This window comes from Shewanella sp. HL-SH8, from assembly GCF_051165765.1.
GTDB classification, from domain to species: domain Bacteria; phylum Pseudomonadota; class Gammaproteobacteria; order Enterobacterales; family Shewanellaceae; genus Shewanella; species Shewanella glacialimarina.
In genome coordinates this window covers 1,973,840-2,000,217 of the sequence record NZ_CP195039.1, presented here as the reverse complement: position 1 = coordinate 2,000,217, position 26,378 = coordinate 1,973,840, and the positions used below count along the sequence as shown (strand labels likewise).

General features: G+C 43.1%; 22 protein-coding genes. 15 read left to right on the top strand and 7 right to left on the bottom strand.

The window, feature by feature from the left end; all coding sequences use genetic code 11:
* Nucleotides 1–7 precede the first annotated feature (7 nt).
* From ACRWQN_RS08895 to xthA, 10 genes are all read left to right on the top strand, one after another.
* Nucleotides 8–1,570, top strand: coding sequence for an anthranilate synthase component 1 (locus ACRWQN_RS08895; protein ID WP_434940500.1), 1,563 nt, complete (start codon nucleotides 8–10; stop codon nucleotides 1,568–1,570).
* 50 nt (nucleotides 1,571–1,620) lie between these two features.
* Complete coding sequence (locus ACRWQN_RS08890) at nucleotides 1,621–2,223, top strand: aminodeoxychorismate/anthranilate synthase component II (protein WP_434940624.1); 603 nt, start codon at nucleotides 1,621–1,623, stop codon at nucleotides 2,221–2,223.
* A complete protein-coding gene (trpD, locus tag ACRWQN_RS08885; RefSeq protein WP_434940499.1) occupies nucleotides 2,223–3,299 on the top strand; it encodes an anthranilate phosphoribosyltransferase in 1,077 nt (358 codons plus the stop codon). Before ACRWQN_RS08890 ends, trpD begins: the two co-directional genes overlap by 1 nt.
* A 6-nt stretch (nucleotides 3,300–3,305) precedes the next feature.
* Nucleotides 3,306–4,724: a bifunctional indole-3-glycerol-phosphate synthase TrpC/phosphoribosylanthranilate isomerase TrpF gene (gene trpCF, locus ACRWQN_RS08880; RefSeq protein WP_434940498.1), complete on the top strand. Its 1,419-nt coding sequence runs from the start codon at nucleotides 3,306–3,308 to the stop codon at nucleotides 4,722–4,724.
* Nucleotides 4,725–4,894: 170 nt separating this feature from the next.
* The gene (gene trpB / locus ACRWQN_RS08875; protein ID WP_434930029.1) at nucleotides 4,895–6,100 is read left to right on the top strand and encodes a tryptophan synthase subunit beta; all 1,206 of its coding nucleotides are present in this window, start codon (nucleotides 4,895–4,897) and stop codon (nucleotides 6,098–6,100) included.
* Complete coding sequence (gene trpA, locus ACRWQN_RS08870) at nucleotides 6,093–6,902, top strand: tryptophan synthase subunit alpha (protein WP_434930030.1); 810 nt, start codon at nucleotides 6,093–6,095, stop codon at nucleotides 6,900–6,902. Before trpB ends, trpA begins: the two co-directional genes overlap by 8 nt.
* Nucleotides 6,903–7,016: 114 nt before the next feature.
* Complete coding sequence (locus ACRWQN_RS08865) at nucleotides 7,017–7,916, top strand: substrate-binding periplasmic protein (RefSeq protein WP_434940497.1); 900 nt, start codon at nucleotides 7,017–7,019, stop codon at nucleotides 7,914–7,916.
* 245 nt (nucleotides 7,917–8,161) lie between these two features.
* Complete coding sequence (locus ACRWQN_RS08860; protein WP_434940496.1) at nucleotides 8,162–8,707, top strand: septation protein A; 546 nt, start codon at nucleotides 8,162–8,164, stop codon at nucleotides 8,705–8,707.
* A gap of 89 nt (nucleotides 8,708–8,796) precedes the next feature.
* Nucleotides 8,797–9,096 carry a YciI family protein gene (locus ACRWQN_RS08855; RefSeq protein ID WP_434940495.1) on the top strand — a complete coding sequence of 100 codons (300 nt, stop codon included), beginning with the start codon at nucleotides 8,797–8,799 and terminating at the stop codon, nucleotides 9,094–9,096.
* The gene (xthA, locus tag ACRWQN_RS08850) at nucleotides 9,096–9,905 is read left to right on the top strand and encodes an exodeoxyribonuclease III (RefSeq protein WP_434940494.1); all 810 of its coding nucleotides are present in this window, start codon (nucleotides 9,096–9,098) and stop codon (nucleotides 9,903–9,905) included. The genes ACRWQN_RS08855 and xthA overlap by 1 nt, the downstream gene beginning before the upstream one ends.
* A 134-nt stretch (nucleotides 9,906–10,039) precedes the next feature.
* On the opposite strand, the gene bioD is transcribed toward xthA, so the two are convergent.
* Genes bioD through bioB form a run of 4 tightly spaced genes read right to left on the bottom strand, consistent with a single transcriptional unit; the run spans nucleotide 10,040 to nucleotide 13,754 of the window.
* Entirely contained in the window at nucleotides 10,040–10,732 is a 693-nt protein-coding gene (gene bioD, locus ACRWQN_RS08845) for a dethiobiotin synthase (protein ID WP_434940623.1), read from the bottom strand.
* A gap of 31 nt (nucleotides 10,733–10,763) precedes the next feature.
* On the bottom strand, nucleotides 10,764–11,528 hold the full coding sequence (locus ACRWQN_RS08840) for a methyltransferase domain-containing protein (protein ID WP_434940493.1): 765 nt from the start codon (nucleotides 11,526–11,528) through the stop codon (nucleotides 10,764–10,766).
* A complete protein-coding gene (locus ACRWQN_RS08835) occupies nucleotides 11,529–12,671 on the bottom strand; it encodes an 8-amino-7-oxononanoate synthase (RefSeq protein WP_434940492.1) in 1,143 nt (380 codons plus the stop codon).
* 30 nt (nucleotides 12,672–12,701) lie between these two features.
* The gene (gene bioB / locus ACRWQN_RS08830; RefSeq protein ID WP_434928862.1) at nucleotides 12,702–13,754 is read right to left on the bottom strand and encodes a biotin synthase BioB; all 1,053 of its coding nucleotides are present in this window, start codon (nucleotides 13,752–13,754) and stop codon (nucleotides 12,702–12,704) included.
* Between the two features lie 98 nt (nucleotides 13,755–13,852).
* Here bioB and bioA point away from each other — a divergent pair, with 98 nt between their 5' ends.
* Both bioA and ACRWQN_RS08820 read left to right on the top strand, forming a co-directional pair.
* Nucleotides 13,853–15,265 (top strand): adenosylmethionine--8-amino-7-oxononanoate transaminase, encoded by a 1,413-nt coding sequence (gene bioA / locus ACRWQN_RS08825; RefSeq protein WP_434940491.1) that lies wholly within the window; start codon nucleotides 13,853–13,855, stop codon nucleotides 15,263–15,265.
* A complete protein-coding gene (locus ACRWQN_RS08820; protein WP_434940490.1) occupies nucleotides 15,258–16,235 on the top strand; it encodes an FAD:protein FMN transferase in 978 nt (325 codons plus the stop codon). Before bioA ends, ACRWQN_RS08820 begins: the two co-directional genes overlap by 8 nt.
* Before the next feature lie 198 nt (nucleotides 16,236–16,433).
* On the opposite strand, the gene ACRWQN_RS08815 is transcribed toward ACRWQN_RS08820, so the two are convergent.
* The 3 genes from ACRWQN_RS08815 to ACRWQN_RS08805 all read right to left on the bottom strand — a co-directional run bounded on the left by ACRWQN_RS08815 (nucleotide 16,434) and on the right by ACRWQN_RS08805 (nucleotide 21,810).
* Complete coding sequence (locus ACRWQN_RS08815) at nucleotides 16,434–18,011, bottom strand: hypothetical protein (RefSeq protein WP_434940489.1); 1,578 nt, start codon at nucleotides 18,009–18,011, stop codon at nucleotides 16,434–16,436.
* 86 nt (nucleotides 18,012–18,097) lie between these two features.
* Nucleotides 18,098–20,536, bottom strand: coding sequence for a LamG domain-containing protein (locus ACRWQN_RS08810; protein ID WP_434940488.1), 2,439 nt, complete (start codon nucleotides 20,534–20,536; stop codon nucleotides 18,098–18,100).
* A 2-nt stretch (nucleotides 20,537–20,538) separates the two neighbouring features.
* A complete protein-coding gene (locus ACRWQN_RS08805) occupies nucleotides 20,539–21,810 on the bottom strand; it encodes a hypothetical protein (RefSeq protein ID WP_434928856.1) in 1,272 nt (423 codons plus the stop codon).
* 366 nt (nucleotides 21,811–22,176) lie between these two features.
* Here ACRWQN_RS08805 and ACRWQN_RS08800 point away from each other — a divergent pair, with 366 nt between their 5' ends.
* The 3 genes from ACRWQN_RS08800 to ACRWQN_RS08790 all read left to right on the top strand — a co-directional run bounded on the left by ACRWQN_RS08800 (nucleotide 22,177) and on the right by ACRWQN_RS08790 (nucleotide 26,348).
* Complete coding sequence (locus ACRWQN_RS08800; protein WP_434940487.1) at nucleotides 22,177–24,837, top strand: hypothetical protein; 2,661 nt, start codon at nucleotides 22,177–22,179, stop codon at nucleotides 24,835–24,837.
* 93 nt (nucleotides 24,838–24,930) lie between these two features.
* Entirely contained in the window at nucleotides 24,931–25,707 is a 777-nt protein-coding gene (locus tag ACRWQN_RS08795; RefSeq protein ID WP_434940486.1) for an outer membrane beta-barrel protein, read from the top strand.
* A complete protein-coding gene (locus ACRWQN_RS08790) occupies nucleotides 25,677–26,348 on the top strand; it encodes an outer membrane beta-barrel domain-containing protein (RefSeq protein WP_434940485.1) in 672 nt (223 codons plus the stop codon). Before ACRWQN_RS08795 ends, ACRWQN_RS08790 begins: the two co-directional genes overlap by 31 nt.
* Nucleotides 26,349–26,378: the final 30 nt, after the last annotated feature.

The following is a 26,378-nucleotide window of genomic DNA, read 5'->3' as shown; positions in this document are numbered from 1 at the left end:
CAGTACTATGAAACATGATCAAATAGCCCAGGTTAACACGGTAAAGCAGCCATTGACCTATCATGCAGACCCTTTAAGTCTTTATGAGCATGTCACCCAAAATGCGCCACATACTATGTTGTTGGAATCAGCTGAAATTGAGAGTAAAGACCATCTTAAAAGTATCGTATTAACCCACGCAGCATTAATGATCCGGTGCGATAGTTATCAGCTAACGTTTACAGCCTTGAGTACAAACGGCCAAAGTTTACTCTGCCCTATAGATGAATACTTTGCAGCGCAATTTAGTAGTCACAATAAGTTAGCCGATAATAGTTTAGTTATTCAATTAACCAAGGCCACCAGTCTGCAAGATGAAGATGCCCGGTTAAAATCAACGTCTCCGCTTGATGGTTTACGGGCACTGGTTAACCATATTCATACCGACACATCGCCTCAATTTGAAGATTTATTCTTAGGCGGCGTGCTTGCTTATGATTTAATTGATACCGTTGAACCATTGCCTGCTGTGACAAATGCCAGTAACGAATGCCCTGACTATTTATTTTACCTCGCTGAAACCCTTATTTTAATTGATCACAAGCTACAAAAAGCCGATATCATCAGTCAGCAATTTAACCTGGATGCTGTAATCACATCACAGCTTACCGCCCAGCGTCAGCAGTTGATAACCCAATGCAAAACCATTGCCGCAGCAAAGCCGTTAGTGACTATCAACACTACAGAGACGGTTAACATTAGCGATGAAGAATACAAAAAGACCGTTATCGATTTAAAAGAACACATCGTTGCCGGTGATATTTTCCAAGTGGTGCCATCACGTAGCTTTAGTTTGCCTTGCCCCAATACACTGGGCGCTTATCGTGCATTACGTAAAACCAATCCTAGCCCTTATATGTTTTATTTTCGCGGCGCAGATTTTACCTTATTTGGTGCTTCACCTGAGTCAGCATTGAAGTATGAGGCGGCCAATAATCAAGTCGAAGTGTACCCTATTGCTGGCACGCGAAAACGCGGCAAAACGCCTGAAGGTGAAATTGATTTTGATCTAGACAGTCGTATTGAATTGGAACTGCGTTTAGATAAAAAAGAGTTATCAGAACATCTAATGTTAGTTGACTTAGCCCGCAACGATATTGCCCGCATCAGCCTAAGTGGTAGCCGCAAAGTCCCTGAGCTTTTGAAAGTTGACCGTTACTCCCATGTGATGCACTTGGTCAGCCGCGTAACTGGTCAACTGAGGGGAGATTTAGACGCGCTACACGCCTATCAAGCTTGCATGAACATGGGCACCTTAGTCGGCGCGCCAAAAGTACGCGCATCGCAATTGGTACGCCAAGCCGAGCAAGCACGCAGAGGCAGTTATGGTGGTGCAGTGGGTTACTTAAATGGCCTAGGCGATATGGACACTTGTATTGTGATCCGTTCCGCTTTTGTCAAAAATGATGTTGCCCATATTCAAGCCGGCGCCGGGGTAGTATTTGATTCAGACCCACAAGCCGAAGCCGATGAAACCCGCCAAAAAGCACAAGCCGTGATCACAGCCATTAAATTAGGAGGCGGACTATGAAAACCTCAAGCGGCTCAGAAAATAACAATACCAAAAACACGACTCAGAAAATGAAATTGTACTTACTCGATAATTTTGATTCATTTACCTATAACCTGGTTGATCAATTTAGAAGCCTAGGTTTCGAAGTGGTTATTTACCGTAACGACGTTAGCGCCGAATATTTGGCAGAAAAGCTATTGAATGAAACCCAGCAAGCCGCATTGGTGTTATCACCCGGCCCTGGTGCCCCGCACGAAGCAGGCTGTATGATGGCATTGATTGGTAAAGTAGCGGGCAAAGTGCCTATGCTAGGCATTTGTTTAGGCCACCAAGCCATGGTGGAATATTACGGCGGAAAAGTAAAGCGCGCACCTTTTGTGGTGCACGGTAAAGCCAGCCCGACAGTGCATAACGGTCAAGGTGTATTTGCCAACCTTCCCTCGCCTTTACCCGTTGCGCGTTATCACAGTTTAGTGGCCACAAGAGTGCCTGATTGCCTTGATATTATTGCTACCACAGATGATATGCCAATGGCGATTTTACATGATGCCCACAAGGCAGTGGGATTCCAATTTCATCCAGAATCAATTTTAACCACTCTTGGCAGTCAATTACTGACCCAAACACTGACGTATTTAACCACGACCTCGATGTCTCAAGGAGGCCAATAATGTCTATACCAACTGAATCAATGCAAACGCTGCTTGATAGCTTGTATCAAGGAAATGCGTTAACCCGTCAGCAAAGTGCCAGTTTATTTGCCAGCATAGTGGCTGGTGAAATGGACCCAGTCGCTATGGCGGGAATGTTAATCGCATTAAAAATGCGCGGCGAAACCATAGATGAAATCACCGGCGCTGCAGATGCATTACGCCAAGCAGCTAAAGCTTTTCCTCGCAGCAATCAATCTATTATTTCTGGAGTGGTTGATATTGTCGGCACCGGTGGTGATGGATTTAACACCATCAATATATCAACCACAGCGGCTTTTGTTGCAGCTGCAGCTGGCGCTAAAGTGGCCAAACACGGTAATCGCGGCGTATCAAGTAAGTCGGGCTCATCGGATCTACTTGCCCATTGCGGTATTGGCTTGACCATGACACCTGAGGCCTCAAGTCACTGTATCGACACGCTCGGATTATGTTTCTTATTCGCGCCGCATTACCATGCGGGAGTACGTCATGCAGTGCCAGTTCGCCAGGCGCTAAAAACTCGCACCATATTTAACATTCTGGGGCCATTAATTAATCCGGCAAAGCCTGAATTTATGCTGCTTGGGGTGTATTCTCCTAAATTGTTAGCCCCTATCGTTAATGTGCTCAATGCATTGGGCGTAAAACGCGCCATGGTTGTTCATGGTAGCGGCCTAGATGAAGTGGCTTTACACGGCGATACTCAGGTGGCAGAGCTAAACAATGGTAATATTCGCTTTTACACCCTAACGCCGGAAGAATTAGGCGTAACCAGGGCGGATATCAATTTATTAACCGGCGGTGAACCAAGTGAAAACGCCCAAATAACCGAAGCTATTTTACAGGGTAAAGGCGAGGCTGCACAACGTGATGCTGTGGCGATTAATGCCGGTTGTGCCCTTTACATCAGTGGTGTTGTTGACTCAGTTAAAGCGGGAACTCAGCTGGCGCTAACTACCTTAGCTAGCGGTAAAGCACACCAGGTACTAACACAATTAGCCACTATAAGCCAAGCGACAGAGCCAACTCAAGTGCACGCGCAAACTCAAGGGTAACGCCAAATGAATCAAGCTAATCAACACCCAAAAGAAAGTAATGTATTAACTAAAATAGTGGATACCAAAGTCGCCCATATTGCCGCCCTAAAGCTGCGTTTTCCAGAAGCGACATTGCAACCCAAAATATCTGACCGCAGTTTATTTGAAGCGCTAAAACAGCCTAATGCGCAATATATATTTGAGTGTAAAAAAGCCAGTCCATCAAAAGGGGTTATTCGTCCTGTTTTTGATGTGGAAGCCATTGCAGATACTTATACCAAGTATGCCGCTGGCATTTCAGTCCTCACAGATGAAGAGTTTTTTCAAGGTGATATGGATTATATTCCTCAAGTACGCGCCCGTGTTACTCAGCCTATTTTATGTAAAGACTTTTTTGTTGATGTATACCAGGTCAAATTAGCTGCCCATCAGAGCGCTGACGCAATATTGTTAATGCTTTCGGTGCTCGATGATGAACAATACCGACTACTGGCAGAAGAAGCTGCAAAGTATCAACTAGATACATTGACTGAAGTCAGTAATGAAGACGAATTACACCGAGCGATTGATCTTAATGCGCCTATTATTGGTATCAACAACCGTAACTTACGTGATTTATCGACAGATTTGGCTACTACAGAACAATTAGCGCCGCATATTCCGGCGGATCGGGTAGTGATAAGTGAATCAGGCATTTACTCGCATGACCAGATAAAACGTCTCAACCCTTTAGTTGACGGTTACTTGGTTGGCAGCTCAATTATGGCGCAAGAAGATATTGATTTAGCGTGTCGTCAGTTATTATTTGGCAACAACAAGGTCTGTGGCTTAACTCGTATTGAAGATATTAAAGCCGCTGCCGATTTAGGCGGTGTTTATGGCGGCTTAATTTTTTATCCTAAATCACCACGCGCAGTCGATTTACCCCAAGCTAAAGCCTTAGTGGATCAAATGGGTGTTCAGGGAATTAGTCTTAATATGGTAGGTGTATTTGTTAATGCCGACGCAAAAGAAATAGTCGAATCCGCTAAAATGCTCTCTTTACATGCGGTGCAATTACACGGCAGTGAAACAGAACTCGAAATAGCCGCATTAGCTGAGCAGTTTAGAGGTTTAAATATTAATTGTGCTATTTGGAAAGCCATTGCCGTTGACAGTAACAGTGGCGACATTGGTGTTACGCCAAAAGGCGCAAACCGTTACTTGTATGATAGTAAAAATGATAATCAATTTGGCGGCACGGGGCAGGCTTTTAACTGGCAATTATCTATCGAAAATAAAGATCAAGCTATGTTAGCGGGTGGCTTAAATGCCAGTAATGCCTACGAAGCCAGCCAGCAAGGGTTCTACGGATTAGACTTTAACTCAGGTGTAGAATCACACCCTGGTCAAAAGGAATATTCATTATTGGCACAGGTATTTAGCGCCCTTAGACGCAACTAACATTGCTAGCAGTGACTAGTTGTATGCAGTCATCAATGACTCACAGTAAAGATTAATTGAACCCATTTAGGATATCGCTGTTTGACTAGCGATATTCACAAATATCCGATTTTAACTTCGAATCGACAACTGACTCAAAAACAGAATCGATTTAGCAACAGGACAAGATTATGGACGAGCTCAAGCTTAACCCTTATTTCGGCGAATATGGCGGTATGTATGTACCTCAAATTCTAGTACCAGCTTTAAAGCAATTAGAAACTGCCTTTGTAGAAGCTCAACAAGACCCTGAATTTCAAGCAGAGTTTACTGACCTGCTAAAAAACTATGCGGGTCGACCAACCGCGCTGACACTTACCCGTAATTTAAGCCCTAACCCATTAGTAAAAATCTATCTTAAAAGAGAAGATTTACTCCACGGCGGTGCCCATAAAACCAACCAGGTATTGGGGCAAGCATTATTGGCTAAGCGTATGGGTAAGAAAGAAATTATTGCTGAAACCGGTGCCGGCCAACACGGCGTAGCAACCGCCCTAGCCTGTGCATTATTGGACCTTAAATGTAAAGTTTACATGGGTGCAAAAGACATTGAACGTCAATCACCAAACGTATTTAGAATGAAATTAATGGGGGCTGAGGTGGTACCTGTGACGTCTGGTTCATCAACCCTCAAAGATGCTTGTAACGAAGCAATGCGTGATTGGTCTGGCAGCTACGATAAAGCACATTACCTGTTAGGTACTGCAGCAGGCCCTCATCCATTCCCGACCATAGTGCGTGAATTCCAACGTATTATTGGTGAAGAAACCAAAAGGCAAATTCTTGAAAAAGAAGGTCGCCTACCGGATGCGGTTATTGCCTGTGTTGGCGGTGGTTCAAACGCTATTGGGATGTTTGCCGACTTTATCGATGAACCGTCAGTTGAACTTATTGGTGTCGAGCCAGCAGGTAAAGGCATTGATACGCCTATGCACGGCGCCCCGCTTAAACACGGTAAAACCGGTATTTTCTTTGGTATGAAAGCCCCACTAATGCAAGACAGTCATGGTCAAATAGAAGAGTCTTACTCAGTTTCTGCCGGACTTGATTTCCCCTCTGTTGGTCCACAACATGCTCACCTTAATGCTATTGGCCGTGCTAGATATGAATCAGCCACCGACGATGAAGCATTAGAAATGTTCCAATTATTGGCTCGCAAAGAAGGTATTATTCCTGCGCTTGAATCAGCTCATGCACTTGCCTATGCCGTGCGTCTAGCAAAAGAAGCCACCAAAGAAACCATTTTAGTGGTTAACTTATCAGGTCGTGGTGATAAGGATATTTTCACCGTAGCAGACATTTTAGCAGCCAAAGCACAGGAGAGCGGCAATGAGTAATCGATATCAGGCAGCCTTTGCTGCGTTAAAAGCAAAAAAACAAGGTGCCTTTGTCCCGTTTGTGACCATTGGTGACCCTGGTTTAGATATTTCTCTTAATATCATTAAAACCCTAGTTGAAAGTGGTGCTGATGCACTGGAGTTAGGTTTTCCTTTTTCAGACCCACTTGCTGATGGCCCGGTCATTCAAGGCGCTAATTTGCGCTCGCTAGCAGCAGGCACCACACCTGACGACTGCTTTGAATTAATCGCTAAGGTTCGTGTGCTTTATCCAGAGTTACCCATTGGCTTATTACTTTATGCTAACTTAGTATTTTCAAATGGTATTGACAATTTTTATGCCAAAGCACAGGCGGCTGGCGTCGACTCAGTACTAATTGCCGACGTACCTGTGGAAGAATCTGCGCCCTTTATTGCCGCAGCTAAACAGCATAATATTGCACCAATATTTATAGCGCCGCCAAATGCAAACAGCGACACATTAAAGCAGGTGAGTGAGTCTGGTGAAGGTTATACCTACTTATTATCCCGTGCTGGCGTAACAGGCACTGAGTCTAAAGCAGGCGCACCGGTTGAACTTATTCTGGCAAAATTAGCTGAATTTAATGCGCCGCCGCCACTATTGGGTTTTGGTATTGCTGAGCCCGCACAGGTCAAAGAAGCGATCAAAGCTGGTGCTGCGGGTGCTATATCAGGCTCAGCTGTGGTTAAAATCATTGAAACTCATCAACATGATGAAGTTAAATTACTGACAACACTTGCAGAGTTTACCAAAAAAATGAAAGCTGCCACGGCTTATTAAGTAAACCTAATTAGCTAATTATAATTGGAATAGATAGAATAATGGAGCCGCTAAAGGCTCCATTATTTTTACACTGCTATACTGATTTAAATGACTAAAATTGAAAAGGACACCATGGCTAAAACTGTATTGCATTTAATGATATCGATAGGCTTACTGCTCTTTGTTTACGGAGACGCTGAGGCCATCGACATTGAAGAAATCACTGAAGTGAAATATAACTTATCGGTGCAGTTTGTCGACCCTAAACAAGCCTATTATATTGCTTTACTTGAACTGGCTTTACAAAGAAGTGAATCAAAGTACGGCGCTTACAAAATGACACCTGTGGTTATCGAAATGCCACAAGCCCGTACCATCAAATTAGTTGAATCAAACCAGCATATAGACATTGTATGGACCATGACCTCTATTGAACGAGAAAACCAGCTGCAAGCAGTTTATATTCCGTTACTTAAAGGCTTAATGGGTTATCGTATTGGTATCATACGCAAAGGCGAACAAAGTCGTTTTAGTGGGATAAATTCCCTAACGGAATTTAAACGTATTCTTATTGGCCAAGGCTCAGACTGGCCTGATACAGATATTTTACAGCAAAATGGTTTTAGCGTAATTTCCGGTTCTGCCAGTAAATTATTAGCCATGTTAGCCAAAAATCGCTTTGACTATTTCCCCCGCGCAATACATGAACCTTGGGATGAATTGTCTCGCAGGGATGACATCGAATTAGAGCAACATTTGTTATTGCACTACGCCGCCCCCATTTACTTCTTTGTTAATAAGCAAAATAAACCATTGGCTGAACGATTAGAGTTTGGGTTACGCCAAACAATTGATGATGGCAGCTTTGATGAACTACTTTTAAATCATCCTATTACAGCAGGTATAATAGAGAAGGCTCAGTTACACAAGCGCAGACAATTTGAAATAGCCAATCCCCTTTTATCGGCCAAAAGCGCGGCATTATTAAATGATGCCAAATTATGGTTAACAACACTAGAAAGCGCTCAATAACATTAAATATCAATGCGATTAATCTCGACAACCTTACAATCAACTTAATGACCACAGCTAAATTTATTGATTAGTTTACCTGTCTACTGCAGTTATTTTATCCATCATAATTGATGAAAAAATGTTAATTATCAAACACCATTTTAGCCGTGGTAAAGGTTCTCGATTAACCTTATTGCATGTTACACTCTCAGCTTATTTTTTCATGCAATCGACTTTGCAGCCAACAGTGAATTTTATCTAACATGAAACAATTGCTCGATTTCTTACCCTTAGTTATTTTTTTCGCCGTGTATAAATTTGCCGATATTTATACCGCGACAGGCGTACTTATCGCCGCCACAGCAGTACAACTTATGGTAACGTACCTACTGTATAAACAAGTAGAAAAAATGCATCTCATTACCTTCGCTATGGTGACGGTATTTGGCTCATTAACTTTGTTTTTTCATGACGATGCCTTCATAAAATGGAAAGTCACTATCGTCTATGGACTGTTTGCCGTGGGGCTAGGTGTTAGCCAATTAATGGGCAAGTCAGCACTGAAAAGTATGCTAGGTAAAGAGATGGTTGTCCAAGATAAGATCTGGGCTCAGGTAACCTGGTATTGGGTCAGTTTTTTCATTATTTGCGGTATCGTTAATATTTATGTCGCCTTTAGTTTACCGCTAGAAATCTGGGTTAATTTTAAGGTGTTTGGCTTAACCGCATTAACCCTAATTAATACCGTAGTCACTGTGGTTTACTTGTTTAAACACATGGAAAATCCACCGGAAGATCAAAAAAATTAGTATCACTGTAATCGTTATTGAGGACGATTACAGTGCGTTTTATTCAACAAAGTTACACAGCAAATTTACGAACAAATGGAGCCTTGACTATGTGGTATATGATCTCTTCTCAAGATGTTGAAAACAGTTTAGAAAAACGTTTATCAGTCCGTGCCGACCACCTTGCACGTTTACAAGCTTTAGCTGACGAAGGTCGCTTGTTAACCGCAGGGCCACATCCAGCCACTGATAATGAAAATCCAGGCGATGCAGGCTTTACCGGTTCATTAGTGATTGCTGATTTTGCCTCACTAGAAGAAGCGCAAGCCTGGGCTGATGTTGACCCATATATTGCTGCAGGTGTTTATAAAAGCGTGATTGTTAAACCGTTTAAACGAGTCCTTCCATAATGAAAATTGTCTCATTTAACATCAATGGTATTCGGGCGCGGTTACATCAATTACAGGCATTGATTGATAGCCACCAGCCAGACATTATTGGCTTACAGGAAACCAAAGTGCATGATGAAGCATTTCCACTGGCCGATGTTGAAGCCATGGGTTACAAGGTGCATTATCATGGTGGCAAAGCCCACTATGGCGTAGCTATGTTGTCTAAAGTCGAGCCTATCAAGGTTATTAAAGGCTTTGAAAGTGACAGCGACGATGCACAGCGCCGTTTAATCATTGGCCAATTTAGTCAACCAAATGGCCGAGTATTAACTGTAATCAACGGTTACTTTCCCCAGGGGGAAAGTATTCACCATGAAACTAAGTACCCTGCTAAGCGCAAATTTTACCAAGATTTAATGACCTACTTAACCACTCACCACACCCCAGATGAAGACATTGCTGTGATTGGTGATATCAATATTTCACCACTTGATTTAGATATCGGTATTGGTGAACCTAACGCCAAGCGTTGGTTAAAATCAGGTAAGTGTAGTTTTCAACCTGAAGAGCGTGAATGGTTAAAGACCTTATTAGACTGGGGCTTTGTTGACAGTTTCCGTCAATTACATCCAACACGTACTGAGCGTTATTCATGGTTTGATTATCGCAGCAAAGGCTTTGATGACAACCGTGGGCTGCGTATTGACGTTGTGTTAGCAACACAATCGTTAGTGGCTAATGTGGTAGAGTCTGATGTCGATTATGAGTTACGCGGCATCGACAAACCCTCTGATCACGCACCGATCTGGAGCACGTTTAAAGCATAAACAACGGCTCTAATGTTTGTGTTTTACCCCATTAAAAAAGGCCTAATCGATGAGATTAGGCCTTTTTTGCTAATGCTATCTACAGAAATAACACTCAGCTTTCTATATGAAAACTGAAACTATAGCAACAAAGACTATAATATCTGCGCTATATCAAGGTGTTTTGCGGCTAATTCAGCACTTACTTGTGGAAGGTAAGGTACGTAACCTAAATAAGGTGCTGTCATCATTTGTTGTAAGCTTGCCAAATTAGCGGCTATCTCACTCATGTTTGCATCTACCTGATTAGCCACCCAACCAACAACCTTTAAGCCATCGGTTTCAATCGCTTGTAAGGTCAATAAAGCATGATTCAAACACCCTAGCTTCATACCGACCACTAAAATAACCCCGACTCGTTCGGCATTATGGGTTTGTACATAAGCATCCAGTTGCTTAGCACTGTCCGACAAATACTGGTTATTGCCTAAAGGTAATCGCCAGCCACCCGCCCCTTCAATTAAGGCGAAATCTGCCGCTAAAATTGGTGTTGCCAGTAAAGCTTCTACTACCTTAGACGCCGATAATGTTACATCTATTTGAGCAGCAGCAATATGCGGTGCAATGGCTGGTTCAAATGCAATAGGATTAACCTGTTGGTAGCTTAAGCCCATGTTTGATTGTGCCATTAACGCTTGCGCATCTGGGTTTCTTAATCCATCAGGCGTTAATACGCAGCCCGATGCGATGGGTTTAAAACCACACTTGTTACCTTGGGCCAAAGAAAGCAACGCTGAAGAAATTAAGGTTTTACCGCTATCGGTATCGGTACCCGTCACAAAATAAATCATGTTCCGCCTACTTTATGTAAATGCAAAATTAACGCTTTTTCGCGTGGATATAAGCTATGTGGTAGGTCAAAGGAATGCCTTTTTCGGTGGCGAGACCTTGTGCTAACACCACCCGCTCTTGCCAGGCGGATTTTGATAACATCGCCCGCGATTGACTGCCAGCTTGCCCAGCTGATGCCCCAACGCCTTTAATTGAATACAATAAACTGCGTAAACTATCAAAATATACGGTTACTTTTTCGACCTTAGCCTGTAAAACCATCCAATTGCTGTTGCAAGATTGCATCGATGCATCTTTAACACCAAACGCGCTTAACAGGCTGGGCATACTGGCAAATTGATTGGTTCTAAAACCTAATGTTTGTAGTTCAGGTAAACTGCCATCGGCTACTATGGCGAGACTACAAACACCGTTATCCACTAACACGCGCTCAATTTCATTAACTGCTTTGGGGAAATCATCACACCATTGCAAGGCAAGATTTGAGTAAACGCTGTCAACACTATTAGCGCTAAGCGTCAAAGATTGCGCATCACAGTTAAGGGTTGAGTATTGAGGGTAATTCAATCTGACCTGCTCTAACATGCCAGCGGCAATATCTATTGCAGTGACGTTCGATACCGATGAAAAATCACTAAAGCAGGTACCAGGGCCACAGCCAATATCTGCCAGATGACCTGTTAATATGGCATTACCCTGTAATGTTTTGGCGGTGATCCGCTGTAACACATCATGTTGTTTATAAAGACTGGCCGCATGGGAAAAGGTATCGGCAACCGATTTATCTAACATCTATTGATTCTCAATTGGCTGATCTATTAACAACAAAGCAAGCTCGGTTACAAGTTGGCGAATTTCTGCAGACGTATGCTTAGCATTTAGGGTAATGCGTAATCTGGCAGAACCTTGAGGTACTGTGGGCGAACGTATTGCCCCTACCTTAAAGCCTTTTTGAGCCAGCGATTCTGCCACCGTCATGGTCGATGTATTATCGCCAATAATAATAGGTTGAATTGCTGTGTTTGACTCAGTTAACCCAATACCCGCTTGCTCTGCTAAACGTCTAAATAAGGTAATATTGTCATTGAGTTGCATAAGGCGTTCAGGCTGCTGTTCAATCAATTTAAGCGCAGAAAAAGCCAAATATGCATTAGCCGGTGACAAAGCTGTTGAATAAATATAATGGCGGGCATTGGCCACTAAAAAATCAATCACTTGCTGGCTCGCTAAAATGGCTGCGCCTTGACAACCTAATGCTTTACCAAAGGTAACCACTTGAATATCTGCATCAGCTGCTGTTAATCCCTTGGCGCTTAACACCCCAAAGCCGTGGGCATCATCGACGATTATCCAGCTATTATGTTGCCGACACAGCGCGCTTAAATCACTAATGGGCGCGCAATCGCCGTCCATACTAAAGACGCTTTCGGTGACTAATACACTATTGGGATGTTTGGCTAACAGGCGGGCGGCACTGTCTATATCGTTATGCAAATAACGCAGCAACTTTGCGCCGCTGTCTTGAATGCCGTCAATAATAGAGGCATGTACCAGCTTATCGGCAATCACAGTGTCAGTGGTTGAAAATAAGGTTTTCATTAATGCATTATTTGCACTAAAACCAGAGCAAAAAAGCATTCCTGCTTGATGCCCGGTTATATCGCACAACTTTTCTTCAAGCATTGTATGTGCCTGACTATAGCCGCTGACTAATGGTGATGCTTTGCTGCCAACACCATAGGTTAATGCGCCTTGATAAAGCGCATCGGCAAGTTCGCTGGCGTTAGCTAAACCTAGGTAATCATTGTGACTAAAATCGATAACCGATTCTGCTTGATGGGCTGTGGCATTTAGCTCATGACGTTGTCGCAGCAAGCCATTTGCTTGCTGCTGCGCCATTTGCTGAGTCATTTTATCCGTGAGAGGATGCGCCATCAATTTGCCGTATTGTTGTCAATAATAAGCTTACAGTGCCGCGGCATCGTAAAACTGTTGAGTTGCTTTAGCGGTTTGCGCGCTGGCTTTGGCCACCATTTGACTGTCTTGGTCAATATTAGCCACAGGTCCTTGTTCAGGGTGTAGTCCTAAACGTTTAAACAAGTTCATGTCATCATTTTCTTCAGGATTAGCTGTGGTTAATAGCTTACATCCGTAGAAAATTGAGTTTGCGCCTGCAAAGAAACACATTGATTGCAATTCATCGCTCATACTTTCACGCCCTGCTGATAAACGCACTCGAGACTTAGGCATAATGATGCGGGCAACCGCAATGGTGCGCACAAATTCAAGTGGGTCTAGATCATCAATTTTCTCAAACGGCGTACCTGCGACTTTCACTAGCATGTTAATTGGCACTGAATCTGGGTGTTGGGCTAAGTTGGCTAATTGTTGTAACAAACCTGCGCGGTCAGTGGCTTTTTCGCCCATGCCGACAATCCCGCCTGAGCAAACCTTCATGCCAGAAGAACGCACGTTCGTCAGTGTATCTAAGCGGCTTTGATAAGTACGAGTGGTGATCACATCGCCATAATATTCAGGCGAGGTATCTAAGTTATGATTGTAGTAATCAAGCCCTGCGCCAGCCAATTGTTCAGACTGCTCTTTTGATAACATGCCAAGTGTCATGCAAGTTTCCATGCCTAAAGCACGGACATCTTTTACCATTTGAGTTAAATATGGCATGTCTTTATCACGCGGGTTACGCCATGCGGCGCCCATACAAAAACGTGATGCCCCTGCGGCTTTAGCGCTTTTGGCTTCCGTTAATACTTTTTCAATTTCAAGTAAACGCTCTTTTTCAAGGCCGGTATCATAACGCGCACTTTGTGGGCAATATTTACAGTCTTCAGGGCAAGCACCGGTTTTTATCGATAATAAACGGCTGATCTGTACTTCGTTAGGATCAAAACTTTCACGATGAATACTGTGGGCTTTAAACAGCAAATCATTCATTGGCAATGCAAATAACGCTTCAATTTCAGTTTTTTGCCAATCATTGCGAACTTCAGCTAACGACATGGATCATTCCTTTATTTTGATTTTATGTTGGCTAGGATACCTGTAGCCCGTAAACTGTCAACGCAGCGCCTACCACCAACTTTACTAATGGTTACTTTATGAGCAACTCGAGCGTGTCACAACAACCAAAAACCGAATCAAGCATTGATTACGCATTTGACCGCCAGCATATTTGGCATCCTTACACGTCAATGACTCAAGCTATGCCTGTTCATGGTGTGGTGTCTGCGCAAGATTGCGAACTCGTGCTGGATAATGGCCGTAAGTTAATTGATGGCACAAGCTCGTGGTGGGCATGTGTCCACGGTTATGGTCACCCGCATATTTTGGCGGCGATGCAACAGCAGCTTCATCAATTAAGTCATGTGATGTTTGGCGGTATAACCCATCAACCCGCTATTGACACCAGTAAGTTGTTAGTCGAAATGACTTGCTCGAGATTAACCAAGGTATTTCTGGCTGATTCAGGCTCTATTGCGGTTGAAGTGGCATTAAAAATGGCACTGCAATACTGGCAAGGACGAAATCAGCCTAACAAGCAAAAAATAATGACCGTAAAACGTGGCTATCATGGTGACACCTTTGCCGCCATGAGCGTATGTGACCCTGAAGGCGGTATGCATACTATGTTTGGTGACAATGTCACACAACAAATCTTTATTACCGCCCCGCAAACCCCGTTTGGCTTCAGTGCAGCATTAGACCCTCAATTACCATTAAATGTTCAAGACTTAGCCATTGAAGATGAAACCGCATTAATAACGGCTTTTGAAACCCACCATCAAGATGTGGCCGCGATTATTATCGAACCCATTATGCAGGGCGCTGGCGGAATGCGCTTTTATTCTCCGGCATATTTAACCCGATTACGTCAGCTATGTGATCAGTTTAATGTCTTACTGATATTAGATGAAATCGCCACAGGCTTTGGTCGCACAGGTAAATTATTTGCCTATGAGCATAGCAATATTGAGCCCGACCTACTGTGCTTAGGTAAAGCGCTCACTGGCGGTTATATCAGCCTTGCTGCGACTATGTGCAGTGATGAAGTAGCCAAAGGGATTAGTGACTCGCCCGCGGGGGTATTTATGCATGGGCCGACGTTTATGGCCAATCCCCTCGCCTGCGCCGCAGCAACAGCTAGCTTACAATTAATTAATCAACAGCAATGGCCAGCACAAATCAATATGATTGAACAACAAATGATCACTGAGCTTGGAGAGGCAATTGAATTTGAACAGGTAAAAGATGTTCGCGTATTAGGTGGCGTAGGGGTGGTTGAAATGCGCCACACAGTCAATACCGCACAATTACAGCAGGCTTTTATCGAGCAAGGGGTTTGGGTAAGGCCATTTAGCAATTTAATTTATATTATGCCGCCCTACACCATTAGCTCAGCGCAATTAAGCAAATTGACCAAAGCAATGAAAGTAGTCGCCGCGAGTATCTCAGAACCGCAAAGGGTCGCACCGAAAAAAGTGACTAAAAAGGAATTTATTAGCCATGGGTAAATGTCGATTGTTAGTTGTTTTTGTTTTATTGATCTCTCCATTGGCTCAAGCTCAATGGCAGCAAAAAAGTTTTCATGTTATGGGCACCCAAGCCCATGTTGAGTTCTGGTTGGCCGACAGTCAAACCCAAGCCACTGCCGACATGTTGATCAGTCAAGTTGAACAAGAAATGCAACGCATTGATGAAACAATGAGTCCCTATAAGGACACCAGTGAGCTCAGCCTAGTTAATCGTCACGGGGCGCTCGAAGCGGTGATTATTAGCAAAGAGTTATTTGAGTTACTGCAAGACGCTTACAAGATTGCAGAGTTAACCAAAGGCACATTTGATATCACCTACGCCTCGGTCGGTTACCAATATGATTACCGCCAACACAAAAAACCCAGCCAAGCTTTTATCGATAAAAACCTCAGCGCCATTAATTATCATTCGGTACAACTCGATGCGGATAACTCATCAGTCCATTTTAATCACCCAGCGGTTAAAATAGATTTAGGCGGAATAGCCAAAGGCCATGCGGTTAAGAACTGCCTCGCAATACTAAAGCAAGCAGGTATTAAACATGCATTAGTGAGCGCTGGCGGTGATACTGGCTTACTGGGTGATAGGCGTGGCAGACCCTGGTATGTTGGCATAAAACATCCAAGGGCAGACGATAAAACCGCAGTTCAGTTACCCCTTAGTGACGAAGCTATTTCAACCTCAGGTGATTACGAGCGCTACTTTATTGAAGATGGCGTACGCTACCATCACATTATCAACCCTAAAACTGGTGATTCAGCCCGCAATGTGGTTAGCGTATCAATTATCGGCAAAAATCCCACCTACGTAGACGCACTTTCAACTGCAATTTTTGTCAAAGGTTTACAACAAGGCATGGCACTGATCAATCAACTCCCGGAGTACGAAGCCATCATTATCGATAATAAGCAAACTTTGCACTTTTCAGAAGGATTACAGCAAGATTAAAGAATTGAATAAACTGTAATGTGCTTATTTTTATCACTTATCACTTATCACTTATCGGGACTGGAGCAATATAATAGGGCTGATAATGCCACCTAGCCTTTAAATGATGAGCGGTATCTAGAAAAATGAGCTAGCTAAAAGCTAACTCATTCATTACATCAACAACCTATAATACCCTGTCTATTATGGAAGTTTTCCCTACACAATAGGCTGAAACGCGGTCAACGAATCCAACATAGTGGCATTACCTAAACCTTGCCTTGGAGCGACACTATTAAACTGGCTTTGTTCACCGTGTAACGCCATATAGTTAAGTAATACTGTTTCAACTAGTAAGTTAACGTTATTTGCTGACGGTGCAGATGCTGTGTCTACCGAAGCATCTGAGCGCATAAAACCAATTTGTTGCTTTCTAGCCATTTGGTCGGCATTGGCTCCCATTAATTGCGGCTTGCCTGCAGGATTAAACACTAAGAAGAAAGCGGCTCCAGTTGATGAATTATCACCGGTCCACTCACCTTTACCTCGCCCTTCCTGTGAATCATCAATACGGCCATTACTTGCCACTGAACCATCACTAAACACGTATAGCATTAACGGCATATTGCGACGGGCAGCGTATTCTAAACAGGCTCCCATGCAACGTCCGGCGCGTAAGTCTCTTAGTTCTCCAGTAGCACGTTCACCGGTGTGATAGTCAAAACCGCCCATAGTGACTGTGCCCGCACCGGAAAATCCATTCACGACCAGTTTCATAATTGAAGCGGTTTTTTGAAACTCAGATTCCGAATCAAACTCATTGATATTAAAAATACCACTTGGGCCGACAATATCAGGGTCAAGTACTGGGTTTAACGTTGACGGATCACCAAAGCGATCCGCTAAGTCAGCGCTTTTAACATAACCGCAGTTAACCAAATCTTTAATCACATCATCACGGGTCACCTGGGTATTAACCGACGCCATTTTCTGCGCACTAACTCGTTGAATACTTTCCATTACAGTAACAGCATCTCGTTGAGATAACAGGCTAAATAAATCACCTACATCCACTAAGCCAGTAACATCTGAAGGTCGATCTATTTTCGTTGGACGTTTACCCAAATCGATAAAATTTGTCGCTGACATTGAATTGCCACCGGAGTCAGTATTGCGAGACCCGATTAGCGGCATTAACGAGCCATTTGCCCCTGCAGCCGCAATCGCATACATAGGATTATGTGGATTATTGCCGGTGTCGTTGTCAGATCTACTTGGAATAACCGCGCCATTAATCCGCGATGCGGTATCCGTGGATACTTTTTCTAGAATGCCACGTAAAAAGGCTGAATCAGAATGAAATGCTAAGCCTAAATCAGTATTGATAAAGTCAGACATGGCTGCATTAGGGTTAGCAATAGACGGTGCCATATCGCCGGGCAAGCCTAATTTGTTATAACCTGCTGTCGACAAAAAGTCTTGTTGTCCCCCGGCTCCGCCAACTAACACATTAGAGCCTGCTATGTTGGCTCCACCAGCTAGGTCGAAACTAATAAATGGAATTTTACCTACGCCCTGAACACTAATACCGCAGGACTCTCTTAGGGCTTCTAAATCTGGCGATAATGTGGCGTTAGCGTTATTGGGGTTGGCAAATAAGCTGAATAAAGATAACCCGGCAACCGCTGCGCCACCTTTACACAAGCCGGTAGAAATAAATTCACGTCGAGTTAACGGTTTGCGATGATCAGCAAACAACAAAGGACTGTCTAGGTGAAGATGCTTAGGTTTTCTCATGGTCAGTTCCTTGTGCTTGCGCTTCTGGTGTTTGATTAAAAACGGTGACAGTTAAAAATGGTTTGAATTGGCTCATCATCATTCTCCTACTGCACCAGCATAACGGCACTTGCTAATACTGCGGCACAACTGGCTTTTGCAATAGTGCGAGTGCGCACTGCATCACAATTGGTTGTACACACAGACAAGTTGCTCACTAGACTATCAAGTTCGTTAAACACCCCCAAACTGCTTGGCTGATTAGCCAAGTTAAGTGGCATTAATTGCGCTATTAAAGGATTAAGTAACTTGCTTCGCTCAGCAGGGCTTAATGCCACACTAGGCGCTGAAGTAAAGTCCACATCAGGGAACCAGGCACTACGTATGACGCTATCTTCAATTGCAGTATCACAATAGGCGATGGCCATTTGAGTTATTCCCATTTGCTGTGCTGAAATAAAGGTTTCAATGTTTTCAATACTCGGCAATTGGCGTTTTACCAACTGATAGGTATTGAACACTTTGGTTGACTGTTGCTCTACCCCTGTCAGCACGCTCATGGTGTGATTAATTTCTGCGAAGTTACGTATCCCCATTTGAGCAGACTTTGTGGTTGCAGGAACTTCTTCGGGGAACACTATTACTCCTGGAATGACCACGTTTTCGTGCTCACCCAGTTTCTCAAAAGTGAGAAAAAACTCATCTTGACTAGCACCTTTTTCAAGTGCGACAAGGGTGCCTAAAGGAGATATTAAAAACGGTTCGGCAATTTCCTGGCCAGCTTCAATCGCCAAATCAAGATTCATATAAGCCTGACCATGGGAGCTTTCTTTACCATTTATACCAAGGCGAAGTCCCTTAAGCGGAAATCCATTTCCTACTTGCGTACCATCAATATTAACAATCGATGCACCGCTAAATAGGTAACTGTAATTATCAAATTGGCTGACCTCAAACATCACATAGGTATTAGGTAAATCAATTAAATGACTAATAGAAAACAGTAAAAAGAATTTCTCACCCACACCAACATCATAATTCTGTAGCACTTGTGCAGGCTCTAGTACGCGGTTATACAGTGCTAGTAAGCGAATATCCCCTTGCCATACATGCTGATTTGACGCTTCACGGCCTAAAATTAATGCAAAGCTGTCATCCCAATTTGCCAGCGGGGCAATATCTTCATCCGCAACATTGATTAAGCGACCATTGACGTAAATTTTACGTCCTTCATTAGCCTTATAAGTCATCACTACGTGTTGCAATGTAGCTTGTAAAACTTCAGCGGCATCAGGAGTGCTTAATGCAGGCTCACCATTGGCACTTGAACTTTCGGTGCGCAGCATAAAATCATAATTATATTGAGTTTGCCCTAAAGTAAAGTTGCGAGCATTATCACCAGCCGAATAGGTCACAATGCGCGCAGGACCTTCTTGAACCACATTACTAGGAGTCACCCAGGCTTCAATCGAAAACTCACCGGTTGCTGTCATTAAGTCATGTAATTTTTTACTATTCGCGGTGCTGGCCTGTGCCTTACCATTTTTAAACGATAACCCCCAGCTTCCTAACCAATCAATATCGCCACTTAAACTGAGGTTGGCCGCAGGCGAAATACCTGAAGTGTCATAGGCAATATTGCCCTCTCCCGTTTTAAACTGGTATAAAGCAATGACGCCAGTTTCAAATCGGCCACCACTTGATGCGGTAATACCGTCAGTTAAACGCAGCGATTTAGACACCACCATATCCGCTGAAATGACGTCAAGTGGAATCGCATCACTTAATGCCGTAATGGCGTCACGCATTTCAATACTGTTCGCCTGACAATTGTCCCAACAGTTATGAAACTCACTGCCTAAACGCACCACTAAACGCGACTGAGCGGGCTCATCTAAGTTCATGACACGTTTGGCTGCTTCATACGCTTGTCCAACGTCATTACTAGCAAAGAATGGCGATTGTGCTAATTGAGCACTTTGATTATGACATTGCGAACAATACTGGTTAACAATAGGGTAAACATGTTGGCTAAATAAGCTGCTGTCATCGGGAAAGCTTTTGCTTGATCCAGGTTCACGGATAACTGGTGCGGTAAGTTCAATGGTATTTGCGGTACTCACACGATCGTCCGCCCATAACTTGATCCACTGAGTCATGGTTTCACCACATGCAGCATCACTGGCTAGCCAACAGTTATGACCACCAGCCACTTTATCCACTAAACGTGATTTTTGAGGCTCAGCTAAATCAACCAAAGGGTTGGTTGCCGCATAGGCATCATTAACATCATTACGACTAGCAAAGTAAGGTGCTTGATTACCTTCGGTATGACATGCGCCACATCGGTCTTGGGTTGAAATATTATCCCAAAGCGAAACTTTGTATTTTTGAATATCTTCCGTGGCAGCTGCGGGACCGCTGTACACATCAGATTGAGGGTCTTGCTTTTTAGGTGGATTGGTTTCTACATCGCCGCCCCCGCAAGCTGTGAGCATAAATATAAGCGAGAAAATAACTGAGGTTTGGATTAATAGGTGCTTCACCGTTACTCTCCCATACAGTAATTGCCAACTTCAGCAAATACGCGCTTCAGTTGGTAAGAGTTCTGTTTAAAGGAGGCGGTAGTTGCATTGATTTGTGATAAATCAGCTTGGCTTTCCGCATCACGTAAACAAACTGTTTTAAATACTTTTTTCACCTGGCACTGAGCAAATGCCTGGCTGTTAGCTAACTCTTGACCCAATGATTTTGCACCTGCACCTTGACCCGCTAAGCTGTTATCCCAACCTAGCTTTTGATTTATGCCCTCGCGCCAATAGTTTTTCCATTGATCATTTGCAGTAACAAAACCGAAAGGGAAGCTGGTTGCATTGAAATGATATTTAGCTTGCACACGACTGCCAGTGCTTGGGTCGACTTGACCACTGCTGTTATATGCTACCTTCCCTGCGTTGCCATCAGGGTCTGTGTCAAGGTTAAACTCATAGTTATAATAAGCAAATGCCTGCGCTAATGGATCCATGCCGGTATGACAGCCTGAACAATTGTTTATAAATAAGCGGCTATCACCACCTGGGCTTCGGCTAACGTCTTGGCGAATTCTATCGGTTGATAAAGTGTTGTCTTTTAATGGTTCTAAGTCAGTACATAAATGATTCATTAAGGTAAATCGCAACATAGCGCGATTGGTCCCTAAGTAAAAGAAGGCTTTTGCTGCTGCACGACTGGTCAACACTCCTGCGGTCGCGTCACTGGGCAAACCATTAAGACTTGATTGGGTAGTGCGCTCCAAATTCTCTTTTAAATCGACAAATTGATCATCAAGCGCTTGATAATGTGAATTGTTATTAGTGTTGTAAGCAGGTAAACCTAGACTACTTTTACCCACATAAACCATATCAGATTGTAGGATGTCTCTAAAATCTACATCATCTCTAACTGCGCCAATCACTGTGGCAGAGTAGTCATTTAGAGGCTCAAAAGTATCTTGATCTATATTGGTCCAAGGGGTAGCAAACAGCTTTAATGTGGTCGAATAAAATGCAGGAGTTTCCATGGCTAAGTAAGCTGCTTCGAGAGTTTTACCTTCATCAAGTAAACTGGCCATATTCTGCAATGTTTGCTGTGAAGCGGCAACACCGGCAAGGCGATCGTGCAGTAGTTTAGCTTGTTCAAGTGATCCTGCAGCTACATTAGCGGAACTAAAAATCATTAAAACTACTGTAAAAGTGTGGATTAATACTTTATTGCCTAAATGTTTAAGGCCAAATTTTGCAGCATAAACCAGACTGTTTAGTGTATAAAGTCGAGCCTTCATACTGTCTCCTTGTCATTTGTTCAAATTAACAATCGCCTGAAGAAACAGCATTTCACATTAAGCTGATTTTTGACGGGTCATTTAAAATCAGTAAAGCAGATTGTTTTTTATTTATTATTCAAGCCAATAATCTAAAATGAATAATTATTCAAATATTCAGCATAAAACCAACACCTTGTTGTTTGACTTTAAATATAGCCAAATTGTTACGGTTCTGATAATACTTCTCAACAAGGTAAATAAAAAGGATTAATTTTATTTTAACAAAAGTATTGAAACAAACACACATGACGGCAATAATACACTAAAGGCAAACAAGCCTACTCAATGACGCTAACAATAATAATACATCGTTAAGGGATTCTAATGAGGCCGACTGTAGGCTATAAATTTGTGATTTTTTCAGTATTTAGCTTACTTTTAGGCTGCGATACTGACACAGCCATAAAAGATGAACAGCCTGATCCCGTATTGATAGAGCACCCTGTTGTCTACATTCAGCGCGATCAATTAAGCGCTGAAAATCAGCCCCCACAATTTGATACTTTCGATCCTGCCCACTTTAATCCTGGTGCCAATTTATTGACAAAACGCAATGCGTTTGCCGATTCTCCGCCATTCAGTTTAACTGCATCTTTATTTGAATCAGACCAACTTGTTGATATAAGAGATTTATCAGTTTCAGATGATGGTCAACAATTATTGATGTCTATTAAAGTACAAAAGATTGACGCCAATGAAGATGAGCAAACTTCGTGGAATATTTGGCGCTATGACATTGCCACAAAAACGTTAAGCAGAGTCATGGCTAGTGACACCTTAGCCGAGCAAGGTAATGATTTAATGCCGTCATTTTTACCTGATGGCCGCATCGTATTTGCGTCGACCAGGCAACGTTTATCACGGGCAATTTTGCTTGACGAAGGTAAACCTCAATACACAGCATTAGATGAAAATAGAGATAATGAAACCTTTAATATTCATGTAATGGATCCTGATGGTTCGGCAATAAAGCAACTCAGCTTTAATTTGAGTCACGATTTCTACCCCTTAGTGATGCAAAACGGCCAAATTTTATATAGCCGATGGGACCTGATGGGGGCAAATCATGGCATAAATTTGTATCGCATGAACCCTGACGGCACCAATAATGAACTGGTTTTTGGTTGGCACTCGCATCAAATTGCACTCGATTCACAACCTGAAGTGATTGAATATATTAAGCCACAGCAGCTTCCGAGTGGAGATATTCTGATGATGCTAACCTCGCAAGCAGATCCAACAGCCGTTCATAAGCGTCCTGTTAGCATCAATATCGACGACTATATTGATGCTAATCAAGCCACAGGGTCGTCTGGAGCTCTAGGTAATGCGATAAATGATGTCGGATTAGCTGATTTTGATTTTAACTTCTCACCCAGTTTGTCAGCTACAGGTCGAATTAATCATCTATTTCCAATCCCAGATAACAGTAATCGGTATTTAATGAGCTGGGATTTGTGCCGAGTTATAATTGATGGGCAAATTAGATCTTGCGGTCAGTTAACAGAACAGCAACTTGCTGATGAAGCCTTGGTACTCGCCCCTGCATTTTACGAATTATGGTTATTAGACAATGCCAATAAAACTCAGCAGCTTGTGGCAACAACAGAGCAAGGCAAAATATTAACAGAAGCCGTGGTCATGCAACCCTCAGCTCAGCCTAAAACCTTTATTGCAGACAAAGTGGTTGGCAATGAATTAGATGCTCAACTATCACAAGAACTTGCAGGCAGTATTCATATTCGCAGCGTTTATGACTTTGATGGCACTGATAGCACAGCAAGCGCTGGCGGTATTGCTCGCCTAAGTGACCCGTCACAAACCCCTGCAGCAAACTTACCTGCCCGATTTTTACGCATTGTGCGTGGCGTACCTATGCCACCCGATGAAGTACGTGATATTCCCAATACTGATTTTGGCCGCAGTAATAATCAATTAATGCGAGAAATCATTGGCTATACGCCAATCCAACCTGACGGTTCAGTTAAAATTAAAGTGCCCGCTAATGTGCCACTTGCTATCAGCATATTAGATATTAATGGCAAACGAATTGGCGGGCGTCATCGTCAATGGATAAGCCTAAAGCCCGGTGAAACACTTGAGTGTGCAGGTTGTCATACTGCCAATAGCCAATTACCCCATGGGCGAATTGATGCCCAAGCCACCAGTATCAATGCAGGCGCAGTGGCAGGAGGTAGTCCTTACCCAAATGCCAGCGCAAACATCATTCCATCACAGGGCCAAACGATGGCTGAAGCAGATGAAATGGTTAATGGACTGGCGCAGTTAACCGCAGATATTCTCTACCAAGACATTTGGACTAATCCAGCAATTTCCGCTGTTAACCCAGCGTTGGAATATGCCTATAGTAATATGCAAACCTCGGCGCCAAATGGCGCAGAATGTTTTTCCAATTGGACCACTTATTGCCGTATTCAAATTAATTACGTTGAACATATACAACCACTTTGGGATTTGCCTCGCCCTGTTATTGATGAACTCACTCAAGTTGTTATTGCTGACAATACCTGTACAGCTTGTCACAATATGGCTAACCAAGAGGGAGTAGCCCAAGTACCGGCAGGGCAATTAGCCTTATTGAATACACCTTCAACTGACCAAGTGGCGCATTTAACCAGTTACCGCGAATTATTTTTCAACGACGTAGAACAAGAAGAAATAGATGGCATTATTGTCGATAGATTAGTAGAAGTACTGGATGCTGACGGTAACCCTGTCTATCAAGTCGACAGTGATGGTGAATTAATTTTAGATGCCGATGGTAACCCTATTCCAGTATTAACCACGGTCAATGTACCCGCTATTTTGTCGACTAATGGCGCGAGGGCGAGCAGAAACTTCTTTGATGCGATGAACAGCCCAACTCATCAAAGCATGTTATCGCCTGATGAACTTAAGCTGTTAAACGAATGGTTAGACATTGGCGCACAATATTACAACACGCCTTTTTATCCACTACCGTAATGATCGTAAACCAGCAAAAATGCTGGAAGCATAAAACAGTCACTACAAGTATTCGTACTGGAGCATATGGAATGATAATAACAATAGGAATCTATGTTTAAGCTCATGTTTAAGTTTATTACTAATGTTAGGCACTTTAAAAACACACTTTGTTTATTGGCACTAATTTGCCTAAGCCCTACGGTATTAGCTGAAACAGCTGCTGAACCCACGCTGCGTATTGAGGTGCCTTTTATTGAGCTACATTCAGGTCCCAGCGCAGGCTATCCTGTGGTGTCGGTGATCGAAAAAAATGAACTGGTCACTTTACTAATAAAACGCACCACCTGGATAAAAGTCAAAAATAAACGCGGTATTGAAGGCTGGTTCCATGAAGATGCCTTGCTCGGCCTATCTAAAGATGGCCAAGCTATTACCCAAAACCAAATCAGCCAGCAAGATGTGATAAACCGTGATTTTGAAGCGGGCGTTATGTACGGTGATTTAGAAGGTGCTAACTTTTATAATATCTATGGCGGCTATGCCTTTACTCCCGTATTCAGTGTTGAGTTATCGGCAGGTAAAGCATTGGGGAGCATTTCAGACAGTGACGTTTTTGAAATAATGCTGATGAGTCAGCCGTTACCCGACCTTATTGTTATTCCTTACATTGGTGTAGGCGCAGGCCTGATTAGCACTAAACCCCACAGCGTTATTGCCGATTCAGAAGCACGCGAAAGCACACTGATGAGTGGCGCTGTCGGCATTAAGTATCACATAGCACGTAACTTTTTAGTTCGGGCTGAATATAAACTCTCGTTAGCGTTAACAGACCGAGATGAAAATGAAGAGATCCAAACATGGAAAATAGGATTCAGCGTGTTTTTTTAATGCCGTTATTAACCGTCAGCGCGCTGACCTTAGGCCTAATAACGGCAAGCACACCGACTTTTGCTGCAGAAGCAGAGGTGAGCTCGACCGTTGCGGTTAAAGCCGGCGTGGAACGTCGCGACGTAGTAGAAGATTTACTTGATACTGAAAATTTTGAAGTCGGTATTCAAGGTGGGATCATGTCGATTGAAGACTTTGAATCTAGCCCTTGGATAAATGCACATGTGGGTTATCACATCAGTGAGCATTTTTATGTCAAAGCCAACTATGCACAAGCCAAAGCCGGTGAAACCAGTTTTGAAAAGCTAGCTAACGCTGCACCATTATTAACCGATGCAGAGCGCGAGTTAACCTATTATGGTTTAAATATTGGCTATACCCTCCTTCCTGGGGAGATATTTTTTAGCAAGGACATGGTATTTAACAGTGCTTTCTCATTCGAATTAGGTGGCGGTAGCACTGAATTTGCCGGTGATGAACAGTTCACGGTTAATTTAACCGCAAATTATCGGGTGTTTCTAACAGACTGGTTAGCATGGGACTTAAGCATGAGTGATTACCTGTTTAATACCGAAGTGACCGGAGCGTCTAAAACAACCCATAATTTAACCTTCGCTACCGGTGTTGCATTTTATTTTTAACCCGTAAATCGTCAGTTCAATTTATAAAGA